Here is a 23,711-nt window from a genome sequence, read left to right on the forward strand (position 1 = left end):
TGGAGGTTTATATTACCTTGCTGGTGGCTTTTCTCAAGTTGAAAAAGGTATTCTGGAACCAATCTTGTTATTCGACTGCATTGGAAAGGCGGAAAAATGAGAAAACTGCGTTTCTTACAGATAGTTTTGGCAATTTTATCAATTGCGGGGTGGGCGTTAGCCGTGTACGCGCTGACCGTGTTCCATGATGCACGGCCGGATCGCGCCGTTGGCTATTTCTTTAGTCGCGGTGCACCGGTAAGAATGAATTGGAATCTGCAAGAAACCATGTTGCTGGAACACATCATTTGGGTATGTGCCGGACTGAGTTTTGCCAGTATGGCGTTGAACTGGTATCTGGCCAATCATTACCGTATGGGTTACTGGTTTAACATCCCTTTGTTGTTACTGAGTTCGGTTACCGCCGGACTTTATTTGCGTTTTGTGATTCTCTGAGTGTCGCTGCCGACGATAGCGCAGAAGGTATCGATAATGGCGGCGGTGGCCCCCCAAATCAGTCGGTTACCGTAAGGAATAAACGTGACCGGATGGGACTGCTGACGGCGCTGCACTTGCATCACGTGCCGATTATTTTGTTGCAATAAAAACGTTAGTGGTACCGTAAACAGCGCGCTGACTTCTCCAGGATCTAATATTGCTCTGAAAGGTTTCTGCACAATACCCACCACCGGCATGATATTAAAGCCGGTAATCGTATGGTGTTGCGGCAATGTTCCCAATATTTCCACATTGGTTGGCGCTAAACCTATCTCTTCATAAGCTTCGCGTAATGCGGTATCCAATAGACTTTGATCCTGTGGCTCTTGCTTGCCACCTGGAAAGCTAACTTGGCCCGGATGCGCCTTAAGATGGTGAGGACGCTGTGTTAGCAACAGCTCCACACCATTACTGCCAGCCTGAAAGGCCAGTAACACCGCCGCATTACGTAGTCGTGGCGGTGTTCCGGGTGGTTGCCGTAGCGGTGCGGCAACGCCTAGTTCAAAACGCCAGCGCAGTTCGGTGAGATCCAACGTTCACTCCTTGAATTGACTCAAAAGCGGTAGAATACGGCTAACTTTGTCATAACTCTCTTGATATTCGGCAGTGCCTTCGGAATCTGCCACAATACCGCCACCAGCCCAGCAATGCAGTTTACCTTCGGCCGCCACAAGTGTTCTGATAGCAATGTTACTATCCATCGTGCCATGCTGACTGATATAGGCAATGGCTCCACAATAGAGATTGCGTCTTGACGGCTCCAGCTCTTCAATGATCTCCATCGCCCTAATTTTGGGCGCGCCAGTGATTGAACCGCCAGGAAAGGCGGCCCGCAACAAGGTGAGGGGGTGGACGTCTATCGGTAATTGGCCGGTCACCGTACTCACTAAATGATGCACTGCCGGGAAGCTTTCCAACGCAAACAGTGATGGCACCTTAACGCTACCGGGCGCGGCAACCTTGCCAATATCGTTGCGCAGCAGGTCAACAATCATCAGATTTTCCGCACGGTTTTTTTCTGACTGTTGTAGCTCCGCAGCCAATTGCAGATCTTCATCTGTATTGTCACTGCGAGGCGCGGTTCCTTTAATGGGTTTTGTCTGGATTTGTCCATCGGTGCTGACGCTAATGAAGCGCTCTGGTGAAATTGATAAAGCACAACCTTGAGGCAACCGTATAAATGCTGAGAATGGCGCCGCATTGGCTTGACGTAGCGCGCAATACGCTTGCCATTCGTCGCCTTGATAATCGGCAGTGAATCGCTGTGTCAGATTAATTTGATAACAATCACCGCTATGCAAATACTGCTGAATGCGCTGAAATTTTTCGAGATATTGCGGTTTAGTCAGTTGCGCTTGCCAGTCGTTACAAAGCCGAAATTGGCCGACAGCAGCCGCAGGTGTTGCCAGCAGCGAATTCAGACGCGCTAACATGGCCGATAACGCCTGCTCACCAGCGTAATGCATCAGCTGCCAGCGTCCTGTCTGCTTATCGCGTAATAGCGCCCAATCGTAAATACCTACCGCCAACTGCGGAAAAGCAATATCGTCTGCTGCGAGCGCCGGTAATTTTTCCAGCTTGCGTCCTAAGTCATAGCCAAAGCAGCCGATGGCACCTCCGCTAAAGGGCAGCGTTGTGGGTCTGATATCGGGAAAACAGTCTGCCAGCAATTGCTGCAACAATTGAAAAGGCTCAACTGCTGACAGTTGCTTTTGCCCGTGCCGATCACAAATTTCACTGGTATCGCCATGAGTTGTCAGCGTCGCTAACGGCCAGGCACTGATAAGGTCAAATCTGGCATCGGGATGCGCTGCATCGGCAGAGTCCAGTAATACGGCCCAAGGAAGCCCCGCAAAATGCGAAAAAAGTTGCGGAACCGTGTAGTCCCAGTCCAACGCACACAGCGCAATCTGGCTGCAGTTTGAAATGTGCATTTAGCAAATTATTCCAAAAAATGTGATGTAGCCCCAAAAGCTGCGAAAGGTTATCATATTTGCCACCAAAAAATGACCATAACAGCCTGACCTTAGGTGAAATCGAGCAATATGGCGATTTTCTGCGGTGCACATGGGGGCATCGACGCAGTAGTTGGATCTCGCGTGAATTGACAAGCGCTAAACACTACCGCGGGGACAGGGAGCAATTGGAGCGCAAACATGTCTGTAATCAAGCAAGCTGACTTTATCGACAGTATCGCAGATGCCCTGCAGTACATCTCTTATTACCATCCTAAGGATTTCATCGACGCTATGGCTGAGGCCTATGCGCGCGAGCAAAATCCGGCCGCTAAAGATGCCATCGCACAGATCCTCATCAACTCACGTATGTCCGCTGAAGGTCATCGCCCGTTGTGCCAAGATACCGGGATTGTGACTTGCTTTGTGTATGTTGGTATGGGAGTGCAATGGGATAAAACCGATATGACCATTCAGCAGATGGTTGATGAAGGTACTCGCCGTGCATACACCAATACCACTAACACGCTACGTGCCTCAATAGTGGCGGATCCGGCTGGAACGCGGAAAAATACTCGTGATAATAGCCCAGCTGTGGTGCACATTGTCTCTGTCCCTGGCGATAGCGTAGATGTGGCAATCGCGGCTAAAGGCGGCGGCTCTGAAAATAAATCCAAGATGGTGATGCTGAATCCTTCCGATGATATTGCCGCCTGGGTGGAAAAAACCTTACCGACGATGGGGGCGGGCTGGTGTCCTCCCGGAATGCTGGGGATCGGTATCGGTGGTACGGCAGAAAAAGCAGCGGTGATGGCTAAAGAAGCATTGATGGAAAGTGTGGATATCCATGAGTTGCTGGCTCGCGGAGCTGAAACGACAGAAGAAAAATTACGAGTAGATATTTTTAACCGGGCGAATAATCTCGGTATTGGCGCGCAGGGGCTAGGTGGTCTGACGACTGTTCTTGACGTAAAAATTAAAACTGCACCAACGCACGCGGCTTCCAAACCTGTGGTGATGATCCCCAACTGTGCCGCCACCCGCCATGTGCATTTTCATCTGGACGGCACAGGCCCAGCGGAGCTGGTGCCTCCCTCACTGGATGACTGGCCAGCCATTACTTGGGACGTCGGTGAAAATACCCGCCGGGTTAACCTGGACACTGTGACCCAGGCAGAGATCGAAACGTGGAAAAGCGGAGATACCCTGTTGTTGTCAGGTAAGATGCTCACTGGTCGCGATGCCGCCCATAAACGCATTCAAAGCTTGCTGGAAAGTGGTGAAGGCTTACCTGCTGGTGTCGATTTTAAAGGAAAATTTATTTATTACGTTGGCCCAGTAGATCCTGTGGGCGACGAAGTGGTTGGCCCGGCAGGTCCCACAACCTCCACCCGCATGGATAAATTCACCGACATGATGCTGGAAAAAACCGGGCTGATGGGAATGATCGGCAAGGCGGAGCGGGGACCAGCCGCAGTTGCCTCTATTAAGCAACATAAAGCGGTATATCTGATGGCCGTTGGCGGTGCCGCTTATTTGGTCTCAAAAGCCATCAAAAAAGCGCGAGTGATCGCTTTCGAAGATTTGGGCATGGAAGCGATTTATGAGTTTGAAGTTAAGGACATGCCTGTTACTGTAGCGGTTGACTCCGAAGGGGTGAATGCCCACGAAACCGGTCCGGCAATCTGGAAAGTGAAAATCCAGCAGGCGCAGGAAGCGTGAGTAAGCGTTACCAGAGGGGCCTGTGATGGCCCCTTTGTTATTGACAACCTGAACCATCGAACAATATCAAAAGAAGATCAACAAATGAAAATAAACACTTTGTGTATGGCACTGTTGGCCACAGGGATTGCCGTTCCAGCGCTCGCGGTCGAGCAGCAGCCGTTTACTGTGCAGGATTTGGTGAAACTCAATAAGCTGCATTCTGCCGCAGTGTCTAACGATGGCAGCAAACTGGTCTATGGGGTTAAAACCGTTGCGGAAGACGGTAAAACCGATTCCGATCTGTATCTGCTAGATCTGACAGATAAAGACGCTAAGCCGCTGCAGCTGACCACCGCCAAAGGCACCGAACATGATGTCAGCTTCAGCCCCGATGACCGCAGTATTTATTTCGTGGCCGCCCGAGATGGCAGCAGTCAATTGTACCGCTTGTCCTTAACCGGTGGCGAAGCACAGCAGGTATCACATCTGCCGTTAGATATTGATGGCTATAAGTTGTCTGCGGATGGCAAACAGGTGGTGATGTCGATTCGGGTTTTCCCTGAATGTGACACACTGGAGTGCTCCAAGGAGAAATTTGACGCGGAAAAAGCGCGCAAGAGCACTGGGCGTGAGTACAGTCAACTGATGGTAAGACATTGGGATACTTGGTTCGATCATGCTCGTAATCACCTGATTGTTGCCCCTATTGAGCATGGTCAGTTGGGTAAAACAGTCGATGTCACTAAAGGACTGGATACCGAAACACCACCCAAACCATTTTCCGGTATGGAAGAAGTTACCTTTACGCCCGATGGCAAATATGTGGTGTATAGCGCCAAGGCTCCGGCCAAAGATCAAGCATGGACGACTAACTATGATCTGTGGCAAGTGCCAGTAAATGGCGGTGACACCGTTAACCTAACGGCGGAAAACAAAGCTTGGGATGCCCAACCTGTCTATTCAGCCGATGGCCGTTATCTCGCTTATTTGGCGATGAAGAAACCGGGATTTGAAGCCGATCGTTACCGCATTATGTTGCGCGATACTGTTACCGGGCAGACCAAAGAAGTCGCACCTTTATGGGATCGCAGTCCGTCATCGCTCAGTTTTGGCAAAGATAACAATACTTTGTACGTCACCGCTCAAGATGTCGGACAAGTGTCGGTGTTTGCCATCAACACCCAATTTGGTGATATACGCACCCTTTACAATGATGGCAGTAATAGCTTGGTGGGCCTTGCCGGTGACCGCTTGATAGTGAGACATGCCTCATTGGTGGAACCTGGTGACCTTTGGTCGATGAATGCGGATGGGCAGGACCTGCAGCGTCTGACCGACGTTAACCGGGCTAAGCTAAATAAAATCAAATTTGGTGATTTCCAGCAGTTCAGCTTTAAGGGCTGGAATAACGAAGAGGTGTTCGGTTACTGGCTGAAGCCCGCTAACTTTGAAGAAGGTAAAAAGTATCCGGTAGCGTTTTTGGTGCATGGCGGTCCACAAGGTTCATTTGGTAACTCATTCAGTTCCCGCTGGAATCCTGAATTGTGGGCCGGTGCTGGCTATGCCGTCGTCATGGTCGATTTCCATGGCTCTACTGGTTATGGTCAGGCATTTACCGATTCTATCAGCCTCGATTGGGGTGGTAAGCCGCTGGAAGATCTGCAAAAAGGCTTGGCTGCTGTAGCCAAACAGCAACCTTGGATTGATGCGTCAAATGCTTGTGCGTTGGGCGGTTCATACGGCGGTTACATGATGAACTGGATCCAAGGTAATTGGAACGATGGTTTCAAGTGTCTGGTAGATCACGCAGGGCTGTTTGATATGCGTTCAATGTATCATGTGACAGAGGAGCTGTGGTTCCCAGAACATGAGTTTGGCGGTACTTATGAACAAGCCAAAGATCTGTATGAAAAATTCAATCCGGCTAACTATGTACAAAACTGGAAAACGCCAATGTTGGTGATCCACGGTGAGCAGGATTTCCGCGTGCCATATGATCAAGGTCTGGCAGCATTTTCCTATATGCAACGCAACAATATTCCCTCTGAGTTATTGGTATTCCCAGATGAAAACCATTGGATCCTCAATCCTGATAACCTGCAACAGTGGTATGGCAAGGTGTTAAGCTGGATGGATCGTTGGACGGGTAAAGCTGCGCAGTAATCACAGCTATTTTTTGATTCATCTGAAGCCGGCATTTGCCGGCTTTTTTGATAATGGGGTTTAATCCTTAGCGTTTTTTAATAGCCTGGTCCGGCATAATTGAGCAGTCGCCATTCTTTAGGCAGTCTCATTAAAGTGCCATTAAGGTTGGGTTTCTTACAGTGGGCACGTGGCAAGTCTCTTTCCTTTGCCATATTTCATAAGTAACCATATGCTTGTATTATGATTTTTATCAACAGGGTAAGTGACGTTCAAAACGTTTGAGCGCGATAGGCTTTACCCTCATCGTCGAACGGAAATTAGCGATGTCTGCGGAGTGTCTACTGGCCAAAACGGCAGAGATACAATGGCAAATATGAAAGCTGCTGCGCAGTTTTCATCCGATACGCGAGACAGCTAACAATGGCTGCAAAAACAATGGATACAGTGGCTTTCTTTGTCATGAATTTAGTAGTAATTTATTGCCCTCATCCATATTAGCTTACCTTCCAGAGACGTTTATAATTTAGCGGCGCTCAGCTTTTGAATATAAACCCTGCTTCTTGCTTGAATGATAAATAAGGTTGTTTCTACATGCTCAGTCGATTTGGAAAAACGCTTAGCCTGACTGTGTTATTAGGAGTTGCATTGGTGCAATCTGCAGCCGTGATAGCTGATCCTAAGACACCTCTAAACCAAGAGAATAAAGTCGAAGCCATACTCGCGGATAAAAATCCGCCAGCAGCTCAGCAGAAAGCGCCGGAACCGGTGGTAGCGAGCAATGCTAAATTTACGACAAGTGGCATATTTGATCAGGACTCTGTGGTTAAACTGGCCAAACAGTTGGCGGACAAACCTTATGTCGCCCCCGATGAATCTTTGCCTGATTCTCTTAAAAATCTGACACAAGAGCAGTATAAAGATATCCGTTTTCGGCCAGATGCGGCTATTTGGAAGAATCAGAACTTACCTTACCAGTTGCAGTTGTTTCACCGCGGGTTTTATTTCAAGCAACTGGTGGAGCTAGCGTTGGTACGGGGCAATCAGGCGAGTCACTTAGCCTATAACCCTGACTATTTTGAGACCGGTAAGTCGGTTACCCAACCTTTACCCCAAGGCGATATTGGCTATTCGGGGTTTCGTCTACATTATCCTTTGAATCGTAAGGATTATTTTGATGAATTACTGGTATTCCAGGGCGCGACCTATTTCCGTGCGTTAGGAAAGGGCAATAACTACGGTGTTTCTGCTCGTGGCTTAGCGTTAAGAACTGCCGATCCGATGGGGGAGGAATTTCCGTTTTTCAAGGCGTTTTGGATTGAAGAACCTCATGATGATTCGAATCTTTTGGTGATCCACGCGTTGCTGGACAGTCCCAGTGTCACCGGGGCTTATCGTTTCTCCGTCCGTCCTGGTGATAATACTCAGATTGACGTCGAAGCCACATTATTTCCTCGCGTAGATCTCGACAAAGTCGGACTGGCACCGGGCACTAGTATGTATATGCATTCGCTCAATGGTCGCCAAAATACCGATGACTTCCGGCCAGAAGTGCATGACTCCGATGGCCTGTTGATGTTGAATGGTCGCAGTGAACGGCTGTGGCGCCCCTTGGCTAACCCGAAAACTTTGCAGATCAGTGCGTTTATGGATAATGCCCCGCAAGGTTTCGGTTTGATTCAGCGGCAACGTAACTATAGTGCCTACCAAGACTTGCGTACCCCTTATCAGACGCATCCCAGTCTGTGGGTTGAACCCGTAGGTAATTGGGGCCAGGGTTCGGTTATTCTCACAGAAATTCCAACTCAATCAGAGATCCATGACAATATCGTGGTGTTTTGGCGACCAATAGAACCAATTCGAGCCGGTAGCCAATACCGTTTCGCTTATCGTTTGAGTTGGGGTGAAGAACCTGCAGTGAAGCCAGGCACGGTGACAGTGGCTCGTACCGCCAGCGGTCGGGCTGATATTTCCAAACCTACGGCTAAGCGCCTGTTTGTTATTGATTACCAGCTAAACGATGGTAAGCGTCCAGCGGTGATGCCTGTGCCTAAGGTGCAGAGCTCATCAGGGAGTGTTGACAATGTTGAAATCCGTGAAAATCCTCATAACGGTGGCTATCGTCTGACATTCCAGTTCGATCCTAAAGATGCTCAGGTCGCTGAACTACGTGCTGAGCTGCAGTTCGATGCTGCGGCCGGTGTTGATGCTGCAGCGCCAGGAAAAGTTGAAACCTGGTTATATCGTTGGTCACGTTAATGAATCGCAAGGATAAACCGATGTTGCAGGATAATTTGCTGGCTCAGGAGCATCCTCAGTTAGAAGGCGACAGTGCCATGCCGCCGGAGCGGCCAGCCGCCATGCCACAGCAAAGCCTCAACGAATTATCGGTGGGCTTTCCGCGTATAAGCACTAATCCTGGCGGGGTTACCTCTAAACTGCCGCCAAGGGTGATGGTGGTCGGTTCTGCATTGCTGCTGTCAGCATTTGCCATTTACGAGATGTTGCAGGTCTTTAGTGTGGCAGCAGTAACGCCATTGGAATACTTGGTATTGCTGTTATTTGCAGTCAATTTTTGTTGGATTGCGCTGGCTTTTTGCAGTGGGGTCGCGGGTTTTATCGAGCTGATAAAACAACGTTTTGTAAGGGCAAAAGCCCCACAGATTAAACTGCTGACAGACAGTGTTGCCATTCTGATGCCCACCTATAACGAACAACCTGATCGGGTATTCTCTGCGGTGGAAACCATGGCATTGGATTTGGTGAATTACACCAAAGACAGCAAAGAACACCAATGTTTTTCATGGTTTATTCTTTCTGATACCACCGACCCTAGTATTGCACTGGCGGAGGAACAGGCGTTCTGGCTGTTACGTCGTCGGCTCGCGGGCCGCGCTCGAGTGTTTTATCGACGGCGTCGTAAAAATACGGCACGCAAATCGGGCAACGTAGAAGACTTCTGTACCCGTTGGGGGAGCGCCTACGATAGTTTGTTGGTTTTGGACGCTGACAGTGTGATGCAGAGTCAATGTATCATGGAACTTGGGCGGCGCATGCAAGCCGATCCCGATGCTGGCCTGATCCAGACCATTCCTTATCTGGTAAAAGGTGTCACCTTGTTGGCTCGACTGCAACAATTTGCGGCCAGATTCTATGGCCCGGTAATCGGGACCGGATTGGCATGGTGGGTGCAGAAGGAAGGGAACTTCTGGGGACATAATGCCATTATTCGTACGCAGGCATTTATGCAGGCGGCAGGGTTGCCGGTGCTCAAAGGTAAGCCGCCTTTTGGTGGGCATATCATGAGCCATGACTTTGTCGAGGCGGCGCTGATCCGTCGTGCCGGTTGGAGTGTACAGATCGCTGCAGATCTGCCTGGCTCATTTGAAGAATGTCCACCGTCAATCATCGATATGGCAGTGCGTGATCGCCGTTGGTGTCAAGGAAACCTACAACACAGCCGAGTGCTACCGGCAAAAGGGTTACATTGGATCAGCCGCTTGCATCTGGTTACCGGCATTATGTCATATCTGTCATCGCCCTTTTGGTTGTTGTTGATCTTGTCCGGTTTGCTGCTGGCATTGCAGGCACACTATATTCGTCCGGAATATTTCACCGACCAATTTTCGCTGTTTCCTAAATGGCCTGTGATGGACTCCGACCGCGCACTGCGGTTGTTCTACATTACGATGGGGATTCTGTTTGGGCCAAAGATTTTTGGTTCGCTGCTCCTGCTTACCGATAAACAATATGTCAGGGTGCTTGGTGGCAGGTTACGTATCGGCGCCAGTATTTTGCTGGAAGTGCTGGTGTCAGCGTTGATAGCTCCCATCATGATGTTTATCCATTGCGGCGCTGTATTTGCGATTATTTCGGGAAAGGATAGTGGTTGGGCACCGCAACGTCGTGATGACGGCAGTCTGCCTTGGTCAGATGTGATTTATCGTCATCGCTATCACGTCTTGGCCGGTATTCTGCTGGGATATGCTGCCTATCTGGATTCTTGGACGTTGCTTGCGTGGATGTCACCCGCACTTATCGGCTTATGGATTGCGGTGCCGTTGTCGGCTTTTACTGCATCACAAAAAGTGGGCAAATGGTTCCGGGCTAAACGTTTGCTATCAACGCCAGAAGAGATTGAACCTCCGCAAATTCTGACCGCCGCCGCTGCTGCCCGTGAACAATATGAGGCAGCGCTCAAAGAGGTATGGGATGTACGTATGTTGCTGGATAAGCCCGAGTTGATGGCACTGCATATGCAACTTATGGATAAGCTGCCAACCCATGTTCCAGGCGGCAAAATTGAGTCGATGGATGCCATTGCCCGAGTAAAAGTGCAAGAAGCGCAAACACAAGAAGCGTTATTGGCTAACCTAGACAACAAAGAACTGGGATATATTTTAGGCAATCCGCTATTGCTGCAAACTATGCAGCGCTTACCCAAATCCTATACAGAGAGTGACTTGGTGAGCATCTGCTAAATTTTACGATGATATAGAAGCCGACCATAGTGTCGGCTTTTTTATGGGCATGTACTTCTGTTCATAGTGAATGTGAGCCGTGCGCTTATTTTTGCTTTTGGTGTTTGCCAAATGGCGGGCTTCAGGATAAATTAAAACACTTGTTTGAAATATTAAGGCTGTTGACTGATGAACCCAATTCAAGCCCCGACATTAGAGATGAACTTTCTGCTGCAGCAGGTTTTTGAAGCCGACCATGTTTGGCAAACGTTACCTGCCATTGCCGAGTTACTCGATCTAGATACTGCCGCTGCAATCCTAGAAGAGGGCGCAAAATTCTGTGGCGAACAGATCCAGCCACTGAATCGCGCAGGCGATGAACAAGGTGTGCGTTTTGACGGTACACAGGTAAAAACGCCTGATGGGTATCCCGACGTGTTCCGTCAGTATGCCGAAGGCGGCTGGGTCGGACTGTGTGGTGAGCCTGAATATGGCGGCATGGGCATGCCAAAAATGCTAGGCGTGTTGCTGGATGAAATGGGTTACAGCGCCAGTAACGCTTTTACTCTTTATGGCGCGCTGACGGCGGGGGCCGCATTGTGTATTCATGCCCACGGCACAGAAGAGCTGAAAGCGTTATACCTACCCAAGTTGTATTCCGGTGAATGGGCCGGGGCGATGGATATGACAGAACCTCAGGCGGGTTCGGACTTGCGTAATATTGCCACTCGCGCCGTACCTCAGGCGGATGGCAGTTATCGTATTAACGGCAGCAAGATGTTCATTACTGGTGGCGATCATGATCTAACCAGTAATGTTATTCATCTGGTGCTGGCGAAAATCCAAGGCAGCGACGGTATTTCTCTATTCCTGGTGCCAAAATTCAAAGTCAATGCCGCTGGAGATCTTGGTGATGCTAACGGCGTTACTGTTGGCGCAGTAGAGCACAAGATGGGGCTTAAAGGCTCTGCCACCTGTGTGATGAATTATGATGATGCGCAAGGCTATTTGATTGGGCGTGCTAACCGTGGGTTGGTCTGCATGTTTACCATGATGAACTACGAACGTTTGTCGATTGGTATTCAAGGATTGGGCAGCGCCCAGAGTGCCTACCAGATGGCGGCTGAATATGCCAAGGAACGACTACAAGGATTGGCGGCCGGAGGGTCGCCAACCGGGGCGCAAGCCGATCCTCTCATAGTGCATGGCGATGTCAGGCGCATGCTGCTGAATATCAGAGCGCTAACAGAAGCAGGGCGCGCCTTAGCCATGATGACCGGGATGCAACTCGACCGCGCTAAATACGCCGCAGTCGATGCAGATAAGCAGCAAGCCACTCGCTTTGCGGCACTGTTAACACCTGTCGCTAAGGCATTTCTCAGTGATCGCGGCTTTGATGCCTGTGTGATGGCGCAACAGGTCTTTGGCGGTCACGGTTATATCAGCGAAACTGGTGTCGAACAGTTGGTTCGAGACACCCGCATCGCACAGATTTATGAAGGCACCAACGGCATCCAGGCCATTGATTTCCTTGGCCGAAAATTGGCTGGTGATAACTTGGTCACTGTGACGGAGTTTTTTGCCATGTTGCGGCAACAGCAACAATCATGTGCGCCAGCTTTTGCGCAGGAGTTGCAACAGTTACAGACATTGCAACAGCAATTTTTGGATGTTATCGCCTCAATTAATCAACAGAAACATGATAAACCCGCATTAATAAATGCGGTTGCTGTGGATGCGCTGGATGCATTCGGTTATCTACTGTACGGCCATTTTTGGCTGATGATGGCAGACCGTGCGCTTAAAGCGACAACATTACCTGCGGCTTTTGTCAGCGGAAAACAGCAATTATGTCGTTACTATTTTGCGAAACTGTTACCTAGAGTGGCGTCCCATCTTGCGGTAGTTGCCGCCGGAGATGACAGCGTCATGCAACCTGCTGCTGATTGGTTTTAATAAGGTCGTTCACTAACGTGTCAGAAAGCGTTTGAAAAAGTGCCCGCATCAGCGGGCGCTGCTTTGCTGAGATAACGCTGTGTTAGCTTCTGTTTGCAATTGCTGTTGTAGCGCGGGCATCACCGCTGCCATGAAACTACGCTTATTTTTTTCTGCCTGAGGGTTAAGGCCGTTTTCCAGCACCACAAAGAGATAGCGGTTCTTATCCTGCGTGGCATCTCCTGAAAGAAACCCCGCAAGATTCTGCACTCCACTCATACTGCCTGTTTTAGCGATCACTGAGCCCCGTAGCGGACCGTGATTAAACGGGCGCTTATATTGCAAGGTGCCGCTGATGCCCGCCTTTGGCAATACACCTATCAACCATTGCAGTGACGGGCGAGTTTGGATCTGCTGCAACAACTGCGCGAGTTGTCTGGCGCTGAGTAAGTTGTAACGCGACAAACCTGAACCGTCCACAAGGTTACTGCTAGTCATTGAAATACCTAACTGTTCCAGAGTTTCCTTCACAGTCATGGCCCCGGCGGCAAATCCGGCCGTGTTGCCAAAGCGTTGCTGACCAGCTTGTTTGAGCAGGGTATCGGCAATCAAATTGTCGGAATCGAGTAGCATTTCACTGATCAGCTCGCTCAACGATGCGGAAGTGTTATCCAGCAATAACTTGGCCGATGCTGGCACAGTGTTGGCAAAGCTTATCTGGCCGTTAAAGGCAAACTGTTGTTGATAGACCGCCGCAACGATATCTGCGGCATAGCGCTGAGGATTATTAATCGCAATCGCCAGTGGCAACGGGGCACTACCGCCGTAGCATCCATCAAGCAGATAATGATTATCGGGTTGCCGTTGCAGCGTCAGTTGGCAAAACGGCTGTTGTTTTTGGGGATCAAAATACGCACTGGAACGAATAGAAATCGGGGCCGGTAATAGTGGTTTTACCTGAGTTATCTTATCGCGTTGCAGCAACACGGCTTTAACACAATTTTGATCTATCACAAAGGCGGATACCGGTGCTGCGTAGCAGATGCCTAAGTCGTCCCACACCCATCCCGGAGCTTGCCACTGGCTATCATTATTGCCCACCAGTACAACCTTGCCAGCGATTTTTTGAACCCCGGTTGCGGCCAATTTGGTGGCCATTTGCGCCAACTGTGCCCGCGTCAGGCGCGGATCGCCACTGAACTGCAAATAGATATCACCGTTGATAACGCCGTTTTTGATATTCCCTGTGGTAAACAGGCGAGTATGAAAGCGAAAATCTTCGCCAAGGACTTGCCAGGCAGTCACCGCAGTGAGTAATTTCTGGGTACTGGCAGGTAACATCAGCACATCGGCATTATGGCTGATCAGCACTTCGCCGCTATGGCTGTCCTGGACCCATAAGGCGGTTTGTGAACCTGTTGGCAATAACGGTTGCAACCAGTGTGGCAGCGGTGCGGCACTGGCGGTTAACGGTAACAGCAAGCAACTAAGCCTTATCAGCCTTTGTCGCCAGTGTTTAACATCAGCTAATTTATTGGTCATCCTTTTCCATCAGCCGATAAAATTTCAGTGTGACAAAGATAACCAAGGCAATATACAGTGGCAAAACCAGCGGTCCGAGCCAATCTTTAAAATGGAAAATTCCCCAGGCCGCAGCCAAAGTAAGTAACAGTGGTATCCAGATATTACGCTTCATGTTGAGTCCTGTTTTGTCGCAGCGGTGAGCCCGTCATAGTGACATGATAAACCGAGGATCTTTGGTATGATTTGTCATCTTTGCAATCATTTTACTGTGAACAGTGACACAAGCGCACACTAATTGTACAAAATAGGCACAATTTCAATGCATCTGCTTCTCGTTATGGGAGAAAACGCTTGCTCCGTTGGTCACAAGTGAGTAAGTTCTATGGCCTTAAATCAGCCGCAACTTTACCGCGGCTATTTTCACGTGGCGTCCTGAACAAAAGTACAGGGACCATGCGGTTCGGGATTTCGGGATAGAGAGTTGTAGGAGGATGCCTTGCTGGATCAGCTAGGTGGCATTGCTATAAGCCCTGATTCGATACAGTGGCTGTTGACCCCCAAAAATTTCAAAGAAACCCTTATTGATAGCATTAACGCTGCGCAGCGGGTGATCTATATTGCGGCGTTATATCTGGAAGATGATGAAGCTGGGCGCGAAGTCTTGGCAGCGTTGCTTAATGCTAAAGCCCGTCGGCCAGCACTTGATATTAAGGTACTGGTCGATTTTCACCGGGCGCGCCGTGGGCTTATTGGGCATAAAGGTGACAGTGGTAACTATCAGCTTTATCGCAAGTTAATGGCCAATGCAGCACAGCCGTTCACTATTTATGGGGTGCCGGTGAAGTCCCGCGAATTTTTGGGCGTACTACACCTCAAGGGCTTTGTGATTGATGACACTGTGATATACAGCGGTGCAAGCCTCAATAATGTCTATTTGCAGCAGCAGGAGCGTTATCGGCTCGACCGTTACTACTTACTGAAATCTGCAGAATTGGCCGCCAGCATGCGCAACATGATTGATGAATACATTTTGTCAAATAGCGCGGTTGTCAGCTTGAGTAGCCTGCAGGAGCAACTGCCTGAACGACACGAAATTAAGGCCTTGAAACAACAACTCTGCAGTGCCCGTTATCGGTTCCGTGATGGTCATGCGCCACTGCGGCTCACGCCCATGGTCGGGCTGGGTCGCAAGCAGAATCTTCTGAATAACACCGTACTGCAATTAGTGAAAGAGTCACGGCAGTCGTTGTTTGTTTGTACACCTTATTTCAATCCGCCTTATTTGTTGATGCGGGCGTTAGCAAAGCATCTGCGCAGTGGTCGAGGTTTGGACATTGTGGTGGGTGACAAAACCGCCAATGACTTTTTTATCCCGAGCGATCAGCCGTTTTCTACCATTGGTGCCTTGCCTTACCTGTATGAGCAGTCGCTGCGAAAATTTGCCAAGCAGCAGCAGTGGGCGATTGACAGTGGGTTGTTAAGAATTCATCTATGGCATCACGAGCGTAATAGCTTTCATCTGAAAGGGATCAGCATGGATGAGCGTAAACATCTGCTGACCGGCAGTAATCTGAATCCTCGCGCCTGGGCGCTGGATTTGGAAAACGGCATTTTACTGCACGATGATCAACAGGTACTGGCCTCCAAATTCCGCGAAGAGCAGCAGCAGTTGCTGCAATATACGCGCGAGATCTCCCATTACAGTCAGTTAGAAACACTGCAGAGTTATCCGCTTGCTGTGAAAAAAATTCTGACCAGGATCCGGCGATTGCGCGCTGATTTCTTGCTACGCCGGATCCTCTGATGACAATTGCGGCACCATCTTCTGACAAGATACCCGTGCAACATGCGGTGCATCGTCTGCATGCTTATCGGCAATCGATTGCCACTCGGCCTTATGCGGCTCGGGGCATGAAAGTCGTTCGTTGTGGCAGTTGTCTGTTGCCACAACAGATTTGTACCTGTTCTAGCCGCAAACTGTTATCGTCACAGACAGCATTTGCGCTGGTCATGTACGACACTGAAGTGCTGAAACCCAGTAACAGCGGACGGCTTATTGCGGATCTTATTCCCGATACCCACGCGTTTTTATGGTCGCGCACTCAGCCTGATCCACAACTGTTGGCATTACTTAACCATCCCGGATATCAACCATTTTTGGTGTTCCCCGGTGATTACGCTTTACCTGGACAGCAAATAATTGAAGTGCAGCCGCAGATGCCGCCATTGGCGTTGCGTTTCGCCAAAGAGCGTATTCCGCTGTTTGTGCTGCTGGATGGCTGTTGGCGTGAAGCGGTAAAGATGTTCCGCAAAAGTCCCTATCTGCAGCAACTTCCAGTGCTTTCGTTTCATCCAGAGACATTAGCATCGTATCAACTGCGCAAAGGACAACGGGAGTTTCAGTTGGGCACTGCGGAAGTCGCTGCCATGACACTTAATGCTTGGGGTGAACAAGCCAATGCTGAGGCATTACAGCTGTGGTTCAACATTTTTGTTGAAGCAACACTCTGGAGCCGTAGCGCCCGCTCACCAGAATGTTTAGCACGGATGCAAGCACTGCTGGCAGAATTTAACGCACGGTAGCGTTGGACAGTAATACAGTCTCATACCAAAGAAAAAGATTGATAATGAGTATTAAAGTTGCGTACTAAAATGGCAGCGTTCAACTCTAATGCTGCCATCTTAAGCACGAAAATGCCCCTTTATGTGTTTCGAACGTTTATCAATGTACAAATAAGAGTCCAACTTTACGCAAATTTTAGTAATGATACGCGGTTTATACGTGTGCGTAATGTACCTGAGATTTCATCATCGGTTACGTAGTCAACCTTAATATACTCATTGGTTTTACTTGTATCGACTACAATGCCTTCATCTTCTGAAACCGAGCCATACAACAAAACTAAATGATTACCTTTTATTTTTCCTTTCGATAATACTATATCGTACAGCACAATAAGTCGCTATCGAAACTTGTTCATGTCATTACTTTAATGATAGACGCGGTTATATAGAGTCCCAGGCCATATGAAGAATGGGTCAACAAACTAAGCGTACGAGCTTTCCAAGGGGTTGGCGTTTTACTTGCTGCAACACCCAACCCCAAACATGGCTGAATGATAAAGAATGGAAAAACTAATGTAATAATACCAGTTAACAGACCAAGTGAAATACTCGGTTCTGAAAACCAAGTTCTACCGACTAAAACAATAAGACCTGCGGCAAACACCACACCAATAAAGTAATGTAAAAACCACCCAAGAATTCTTTCACCTCTCATTGGATTAGATTTCATGATCGGTGAATGCTTAAACTTTCCCTGAGGCATATACAAAACCCAACGAGCAACCAAAGCGTAGTTTAAGGTTGGGATTTTTAGGATATTTCTCTGTATCCATGACCATAAATCCATAAACAATGTAGCACCAAATCCTAGCAATAAAATTTGTAATAGAACCAATAACACGGGCGTTCTCCTCGAATAACATTTTGATTTTTTAAAGTCACAACTTTATGCTACAACTTAAAGTTAACTTTAAGTCAACAGGTGATGATATGGATATTGCTGATGCATCTAAAAAGTCAGGGTTACCCCCTTCAACACTTCGATACTATGAAAAATTAGGGCTTATTCATTCGATTGGCAGAAACGGGCTAAGACGGCAATATTCCAGTCACGTCATAGATAAGCTCAATATCATTAGTCTTGGACGTATTGCAGGTATATCACTCAATGAAATTTCAGAAATGTTTAGCCGAACTGAAGAGACAGGTCATTATATAGATCGTGAGTTAATGATAAAAAAAGCTCAGGATATTGATGAGCAAATAAAATGCTTAATAGCCGTACGGAATAGCCTAAACCATGTCGCTACTTGTCCTCATAGCTCACATTTAGAATGTCAGTCATTTAGACGACTAATGAAGTTAGTAAAACGCTACTTGCACAAATAAATGTGTATATGAAGAGCAATACGCGCATCAACATCGAATCTAAGAAGGTTTTGCCCCAAAGTGATTCAGCATGTGATTTTAGGCTAACTCTGACATACAAAGATTGACCAAATCTTAGTAATGCGACATGTTATTAGATTAGCAGTTGAAGCAAGCTTACACGCAGCCACCGCCAGCCAGCTTCAAGTGAGGAACAAACATTCTCAAGGTTGGCGGAATACGGAGAGTTCAGATACAAGGAAGTCAAATAGCCCATCATCATGCCTCCTACGTAATCTGCCACTCACAAAACAAGCCACGGACACGGAAAACCGCGCCGTTGCGTTATGATCGTTTGTGTTCTTTCGTTTAGCATCGTTTTAATTAAGTGATCTAGCTCAAAAAATTTTCAAGATTATTTCTATAAATTTTTTCAAATTCAGTTGGTTAAGTGGATAAAAATGAACCGTGAACAAATCTATGACTTCATTGGTGAGCTTGCAATAGCTCTTTACTCTAAACAAATAAATATTAGCTTATCTGCACTAAATGCAATTTTGGCAGATAAAGGTGTTGAATATGGTAATAATCGTGGATTAGCCTCTGGAGTTGCAGCGGCATATCGGCATTGGGAGAAAAAAGATCCTGTTATCTACCATGCTATTGCGTTTACTTTCAGGGATAAAAACGGAAATATTCCCTGGGACTAAACACATAACAAGTTGTTCAAGAATGACAAAAAACGCTTGGCGTTTTTTGCATCTTAACTCAGCGATAGGCCCCCAGAAATATACACATTAGTGAGTCGTTACACATGAAGATGTACTCTTTCCCAGTACTGCTTGCAGCCGCAATTGCTCTGTCAGGGTGCGCGTCTTCGCACGATCTTTCGAAGGGAACTGGCCCCTTCGGTGGCGGCGTTCTGCACCGAGAGGTCAAGCCGGGTTTTTACTTCGTGCGCTCACAAACAAATTGGGCTCCTTGGCCAATGGAGGGCTCAGCCGCCAGTGGGTGGGAAGATGAAGCCAAGAAGGCGTGTGCTGGAAGGGCCTGGAAGGAAGTGGGAACAAGAGTTTCAACCCGAGATACTGGACTGCCGAGCATGAGCGTTTTGAAGTACCTGGTCAGCGAGAAGACCGGCTACGCTCTCTGCGATGGCTCCGTAGTTTCTGAAGAGGAAGCGAATGCTCTCGCGTTGAGTGGGGCCTAACCATTCATTCCACCGGACCGCCTCCGGCGGCTGGTGAATTCAATTAGAATTTTTTATCCGAAGCAGACGCGTTAGAGTTAAGACTTTAACTCGAAATTGTCCAAAACCGAGTGACAGCCAGAATGATAGTTTTACTCGGTTGCAACTCGGTTCAGACTTGGTGTTCAGTATGAATCGTTATTCCTTTCCTATCGTTAGTGCTTATCACCGTTAGGGCAGTTTTTTCAGTATATCGCCCAGTAACTGATGTGCCATCTTGACATCCCGGTCACCAAATTGGCTTAAGGTTTCTTGCAGCCAACGCTGCAATTTTTGATCATCATCAACCTGCAACTTTTGTAGTAAAAAAGCTGACTTCTCCAACAGTGCTTTAAGTTGTGGCGCATCGGCGGTGGATTGCTGTATTCCCGGCATGTGCTCTGTCGAGTGGAAAGCCTGCCCGAGCTCATAGGCATAAACCATCACCGCTTGTGCCAAATTAAGTGACGGGTATTCCTGAACGATAGGAATGTAACTGAGCAAATCGCACAACTCTAAATCGCTGTTACTGAGTCCACTGGCTTCGCAACCAAAAACAATGGCAACGTTTTGTAGTGATTGCTGCTGGGCATTGAGTGATTGCACTACTTGTGTCGGACTTAAATATTGCCGCGGATTGCCGCGTTCACGTGCGGTGGTGGCAATCAATAAGTCAAATTCATTGGCAATTGCGCTCAAAGATGGCGCTTCGCGAATATTTTCCAGAACATCGACTGCGCCACAGGCGACCCAGGCGGCTTCATCTTCGCGGTGCGCCAATGATTGCACCACTATTAACGAATCAAAACCTTGGGTTTTAATGGCTCTGGCAGCGGCCCCAATATTGGCCGCGCGGGCAGGGGACACCAGAACAAAACTGAGTTGCATCGGTCCATTTCCACAAATTTACGAGACTGAAGATTATACGCTATTGGCACCCAGTAGGGCATCGATATGTCCTTATAGGAAAATGTGCGATGGTGCAAATTTTGTGAAGTAATAACAATTATCGCTTGCAATTACTGCCAGCAGATCAGATAGTTTGCAAATCAAGTAATTTGATTATCAAACAATGTGGACGCATGGTATGACCGCTGAATTTCATAGTATCGCTCGTTGGCAACAGGATCATGATTTTAGTAAAGAAAATATAGGTGGTGAACGCAGTACTAAACTCGTACTGGCGCTGACGGTTATCACGATGCTGGCAGAGATTATTGCCGGTACAGTTTATGGTTCTATGGCGTTGTTAGCCGATGGTTGGCATATGGGCACCCATGCCGCCGCCTTCATGCTAACCTTATTTGCTTATGCCTATGCGCGCAAAAATGCCACCAATCCTCGTTTCGCCTTTGGCACTGGTAAAGTGAGTGTACTGGGTGGGTTCACCAGTGCCGTCGCCTTGGGACTGGTGGCATTAGTCATGGCGGTAGAGTCGGTGCTAAGACTGCTGTCACCGGAGCAAATCCATTTTAATCAGGCAATTCTGGTCGCCGTTATCGGTCTTACGGTGAATATTATCAGCGTTTTTTTGCTGAAAGATCACCACAGTCATGAACATGGGCACCATCATGAACACCATGACCATCAGGGGCATGATGACCACAATCTTAAAGCTGCTTACTTTCATGTGATGGCCGATGCCTTGACGTCGTTGCTGGCGATTGGTGCGTTGTTAGCCGGGAAATATATGGGCGCTAACTGGTTAGATCCAATAATGGGTATTGTCGGTGCAATTATTATCAGTCGTTGGGCTTGGGGACTTATTCGGCAAACCAGTCCTATCTTGCTGGATGCTAGCGCAGAACCTAGCTATGTGCGGCAATTAGTACAGCGGATTGAGGCCGAAGGTGATCACAAAGTGACTGATGTCCACGTGTGGAAAGTCAGCGCCGATCACCATGCTGCAATGATCTCCTTGGTCAGCCACCAACCGAAAGATACCGACTATTATCATGATCTGCTGGCGGATTTCGGCCAAATTGATCACTTGACCGTTGAAGTTAATCGCTGTGACAACTGTGCTGACGCGACACAACCACGTAACAGTTGCAACGGGCACGGATGCTGTCATGCTGATGACCATGACCATGACCATGACCATGACCATGCGCACCACCGTCATTAATTATTAGGAACCGGAGTATCTGATGAGCGCCGAATACCAGTTGGATCAGGATATCAACCACGCGATTATAGAATTCTATGAACGCCTGTCATCCTGGGAGCAAAGTGTTGTGCGCGATCAAGGGGCCTCCTTGGCCCAGATACATACAGTAGAAATTTTAGGTGCCAATGGTGCGATTCGAATGAAGGAATTGGCTGATAAGTTGGGGATCACCACTGGCACCTTAACGGTACAGATCGATCGTTTGGTCAAAGCAGGACTGGTGGTACGCCAGTCCTCGGCCAATGATCGTCGCTCAGTTGAAGTACAGTTAACAGAAAAAGGCCAGCAGATGTTTGCTGAACATGATCAGCTACATCTGCAACTTACCCGAGAGATGACCGCAGTATTTGATGACGCAGAGCGCCAGCAGTTATTGCGTTTTTTAGCCCGCCTTAATAGCACTTTCTAACGAGCCGCGGTGACGGTATATTAAGCCAACATTTGTTATGCTTAAGCAAATCTTAAGTAGCAGTTGTTATAAACCACGCTCAGTGTTTGTACGTAAAGCGTCTGCTCATTGCAGACCAAGATAATCACATTCGTTGGAGCCAAGGTGCTGAAATCGTTATCCGTAAACCGCGTCACTTTCTTGCTGGCGTTGTTTTTCGTCATGATCTTCAATATTCCATTTTTTTCTATTGTTAAGAAAGGGCTTGAACATCAGTCACATGTAGATCCTATCTTCGTTGCAACCATTCCGGTTTTTCTGGTGGCAGCACTTGGTTTCCTGTTTTCCTTTTTCAGTGTTAAGTATCTGCTGAAACCGTTTTTCATCGTGCTTATTCTGTTATCTTCTGGAGTGTTTTTTGCTGCCTACAAATATGGGGTAGTGTTTGACACCGGGATGATCGAAAACACATTTCAGACTAACAGTGCAGAAGCGCTGACTTATGTTAATTGGGCATCGTTGGCTAGCTTTGCGCTAACAGGTCTGGTACCCGCCTTTTTGTTGTATAAGGCGGATATTGAATATCGGCCATTTACCAAAGAGATGTTGCGTAAAATAGTCTTTATGCTGGCCAATTTGGCCGTTGTAGTGACGATTGCTTTTGTTTACATGCAGAATTATGCGTCCTTTGTCCGAAATAACGATCAGATAAAACATTACATAGTGCCTACGTATTTTATTGGGTCGGCCTCCAAGTATATTTATCAGACTTACTTACAGGCACCGATAACCTATCAGCAGTTGGGCACTGATGCCAAAGTCACTGAACCGGCAGGCGCTACCGAAACCAAGCCGAAGTTGTTGGTATTGGTCGTCGGCGAAACCGCCCGTGCGATGAATTATCAGTATTACGGTTATAACCGCCCAACCAATCAATACACACAGCCTTTGGGGCTGATTGCATTCAATAACGTACAGTCATGCGGTACGGCCACGGCGGTGTCTTTGCCTTGTATGTTTTCGCGCATGGATCGCAAGGATTATGATGCCCGTCATGCCCGCGCACAGGATACCGCCGTAGACGTGCTCCATCATGCCGGGATAAATGTTTTTTGGGTGGACAACGACAGTGGCTGTAAAGGCGTATGTGACCGGGTGCCCAACTATACTATCGACGTCAATATGGATGACAAGTTGTGTGATGGTGAGTTTTGTCAAGATCAGGTGATGGTGGATAAACTCAAAGAATTATTGTCGGCGAAAGACCAACCTCAGCATGATCGATTGATTGTGTTACATATTGTTGGTAGCCACGGGCCGACCTATTATCGCCGCTATCCAGAAGATCATCGGCAATTTACCCCAGATTGCCCACGTAGCGATATTCAAAACTGTAGCCACAATGAATTAGTCAATACTTACGATAACACTATTTTGTATACCGACTTTATCCTGTCGGAAATTGTGAAGCAGTTACAGCAGCAAACAACTTACGCCCCCGCGATGATGTATTTATCTGACCATGGTGAATCGTTGGGAGAGAAGGGGCTGTATCTACACGGCACACCTTATAGTATTGCGCCAGCGGAACAAACCACTGTGCCGTGGTTGTCGTGGATTTCTGAAGGCTACGCCAATGATAATGGGCTGAAAACCGCTTGTCTGGCGGGATTGCAACAACGGGGCGGCTATTCGCAGGACAATCTGTTCGATACTTTGTTGGGGCTGTTTAACATCCACAGCAGTGTTTATCAGCCAGATAAAGACGTGTTTCAGCAATGCCGTAGCTGAGGTT

Annotated in this window: 19 protein-coding genes; 13 read left to right on the plus strand and 6 right to left on the minus strand. The window is 48.1% G+C overall.

The genetic code is table 11. The features are described from left to right. Nucleotides 1–96 precede the first annotated feature (96 nt). On the plus strand, nt 97–435 hold the full coding sequence (locus J3L11_RS05755) for a hypothetical protein (protein ID WP_133039491.1): 339 nt from the start codon (nt 97–99) through the stop codon (nt 433–435). Here the strand turns inward: J3L11_RS05755 and J3L11_RS05760 are convergent. Both J3L11_RS05760 and pabB read right to left on the minus strand, forming a co-directional pair. Further along, nucleotides 411–1,010 (minus strand): CoA pyrophosphatase, encoded by a 600-nt coding sequence (locus J3L11_RS05760; RefSeq protein ID WP_189616290.1) that lies wholly within the window; start codon nt 1,008–1,010, stop codon nt 411–413. The two genes, J3L11_RS05755 and J3L11_RS05760, sit on opposite strands and share 25 nt — an antisense overlap. A 3-nt stretch (nt 1,011–1,013) precedes the next feature. After that, on the minus strand, nt 1,014–2,411 hold the full coding sequence (pabB, locus tag J3L11_RS05765) for an aminodeoxychorismate synthase component I (protein WP_207570430.1): 1,398 nt from the start codon (nt 2,409–2,411) through the stop codon (nt 1,014–1,016). A 222-nt stretch (nt 2,412–2,633) separates the two neighbouring features. Here pabB and J3L11_RS05770 point away from each other — a divergent pair, with 222 nt between their 5' ends. The 5 genes from J3L11_RS05770 (at nt 2,634) to J3L11_RS05790 (ending at nt 12,694) form a co-directional block, all read left to right on the plus strand. After that, nucleotides 2,634–4,154, plus strand: a complete 1,521-nt coding sequence (locus J3L11_RS05770; RefSeq protein WP_133039494.1) for a fumarate hydratase — start codon at nt 2,634–2,636, stop codon at nt 4,152–4,154. Nucleotides 4,155–4,238: 84 nt separating this feature from the next. After that, nucleotides 4,239–6,299: a S9 family peptidase gene (locus tag J3L11_RS05775; protein ID WP_207570431.1), complete on the plus strand. Its 2,061-nt coding sequence runs from the start codon at nt 4,239–4,241 to the stop codon at nt 6,297–6,299. 630 nt (nt 6,300–6,929) lie between these two features. Then, complete coding sequence (locus J3L11_RS05780; RefSeq protein WP_347566499.1) at nt 6,930–8,537, plus strand: glucan biosynthesis protein G; 1,608 nt, start codon at nt 6,930–6,932, stop codon at nt 8,535–8,537. A 20-nt stretch (nt 8,538–8,557) separates the two neighbouring features. Continuing rightward, nucleotides 8,558–10,759 carry a glucans biosynthesis glucosyltransferase MdoH gene (gene mdoH / locus J3L11_RS05785; RefSeq protein ID WP_207570433.1) on the plus strand — a complete coding sequence of 734 codons (2,202 nt, stop codon included), beginning with the start codon at nt 8,558–8,560 and terminating at the stop codon, nt 10,757–10,759. Nucleotides 10,760–10,927: 168 nt separating this feature from the next. Further along, on the plus strand, nt 10,928–12,694 hold the full coding sequence (locus J3L11_RS05790; protein WP_207570434.1) for an acyl-CoA dehydrogenase C-terminal domain-containing protein: 1,767 nt from the start codon (nt 10,928–10,930) through the stop codon (nt 12,692–12,694). Between the two features lie 48 nt (nt 12,695–12,742). Here the strand turns inward: J3L11_RS05790 and dacB are convergent, their stop codons facing one another. Together dacB and J3L11_RS05800 are read right to left on the minus strand one after the other, a co-directional pair. Then, the gene (dacB, locus tag J3L11_RS05795; RefSeq protein WP_207570435.1) at nt 12,743–14,215 is read right to left on the minus strand and encodes a D-alanyl-D-alanine carboxypeptidase/D-alanyl-D-alanine-endopeptidase; all 1,473 of its coding nucleotides are present in this window, start codon (nt 14,213–14,215) and stop codon (nt 12,743–12,745) included. Then, entirely contained in the window at nt 14,205–14,369 is a 165-nt protein-coding gene (locus J3L11_RS05800) for a hypothetical protein (RefSeq protein ID WP_165900134.1), read from the minus strand. The genes dacB and J3L11_RS05800 overlap by 11 nt, the downstream gene beginning before the upstream one ends. Before the next feature lie 324 nt (nt 14,370–14,693). Between J3L11_RS05800 and pssA the strand changes: the two genes are divergently transcribed. Together pssA and J3L11_RS05810 are read left to right on the plus strand one after the other, a co-directional pair. Continuing rightward, nucleotides 14,694–16,001, plus strand: coding sequence for a CDP-diacylglycerol--serine O-phosphatidyltransferase (gene pssA / locus J3L11_RS05805; RefSeq protein WP_207570436.1), 1,308 nt, complete (start codon nt 14,694–14,696; stop codon nt 15,999–16,001). Next, the gene (locus tag J3L11_RS05810; protein WP_133039501.1) at nt 16,001–16,780 is read left to right on the plus strand and encodes a tRNA-uridine aminocarboxypropyltransferase; all 780 of its coding nucleotides are present in this window, start codon (nt 16,001–16,003) and stop codon (nt 16,778–16,780) included. The genes pssA and J3L11_RS05810 overlap by 1 nt, the downstream gene beginning before the upstream one ends. Before the next feature lie 394 nt (nt 16,781–17,174). Here J3L11_RS05810 and J3L11_RS05815 read toward each other — a convergent pair whose 3' ends face one another. Further along, nucleotides 17,175–17,663 (minus strand): DUF2938 domain-containing protein, encoded by a 489-nt coding sequence (locus J3L11_RS05815; RefSeq protein ID WP_347566500.1) that lies wholly within the window; start codon nt 17,661–17,663, stop codon nt 17,175–17,177. A gap of 89 nt (nt 17,664–17,752) precedes the next feature. On the opposite strand from J3L11_RS05815, the gene J3L11_RS05820 reads away from it, so the two are divergent. Both J3L11_RS05820 and J3L11_RS05825 read left to right on the plus strand, forming a co-directional pair. After that, nucleotides 17,753–18,151, plus strand: coding sequence for a helix-turn-helix domain-containing protein (locus tag J3L11_RS05820; protein ID WP_207570437.1), 399 nt, complete (start codon nt 17,753–17,755; stop codon nt 18,149–18,151). Between the two features lie 440 nt (nt 18,152–18,591). Then, the gene (locus tag J3L11_RS05825) at nt 18,592–18,840 is read left to right on the plus strand and encodes a hypothetical protein (protein WP_130193586.1); all 249 of its coding nucleotides are present in this window, start codon (nt 18,592–18,594) and stop codon (nt 18,838–18,840) included. A gap of 710 nt (nt 18,841–19,550) precedes the next feature. On the opposite strand, the gene J3L11_RS05830 is transcribed toward J3L11_RS05825, so the two are convergent. Further along, nucleotides 19,551–20,246, minus strand: coding sequence for a tRNA/rRNA methyltransferase (locus J3L11_RS05830; protein WP_207570438.1), 696 nt, complete (start codon nt 20,244–20,246; stop codon nt 19,551–19,553). 199 nt (nt 20,247–20,445) lie between these two features. Between J3L11_RS05830 and dmeF the strand changes: the two genes are divergently transcribed. The 3 genes from dmeF to J3L11_RS05845 all read left to right on the plus strand — a co-directional run bounded on the left by dmeF (nt 20,446) and on the right by J3L11_RS05845 (nt 23,707). Then, nucleotides 20,446–21,486 (plus strand): CDF family Co(II)/Ni(II) efflux transporter DmeF, encoded by a 1,041-nt coding sequence (gene dmeF, locus J3L11_RS05835; RefSeq protein WP_207570439.1) that lies wholly within the window; start codon nt 20,446–20,448, stop codon nt 21,484–21,486. A 22-nt stretch (nt 21,487–21,508) separates the two neighbouring features. Next, a complete protein-coding gene (locus J3L11_RS05840) occupies nt 21,509–21,937 on the plus strand; it encodes a MarR family transcriptional regulator (RefSeq protein ID WP_207570440.1) in 429 nt (142 codons plus the stop codon). A gap of 144 nt (nt 21,938–22,081) precedes the next feature. Continuing rightward, entirely contained in the window at nt 22,082–23,707 is a 1,626-nt protein-coding gene (locus tag J3L11_RS05845; protein WP_207570441.1) for a phosphoethanolamine--lipid A transferase, read from the plus strand. Nucleotides 23,708–23,711 lie beyond the last annotated feature (4 nt).

The organism is Shewanella sp. 4t3-1-2LB, from assembly GCF_017368415.1.
Classification (GTDB): Bacteria; Pseudomonadota; Gammaproteobacteria; order Enterobacterales; family Shewanellaceae; genus Shewanella; species Shewanella fodinae.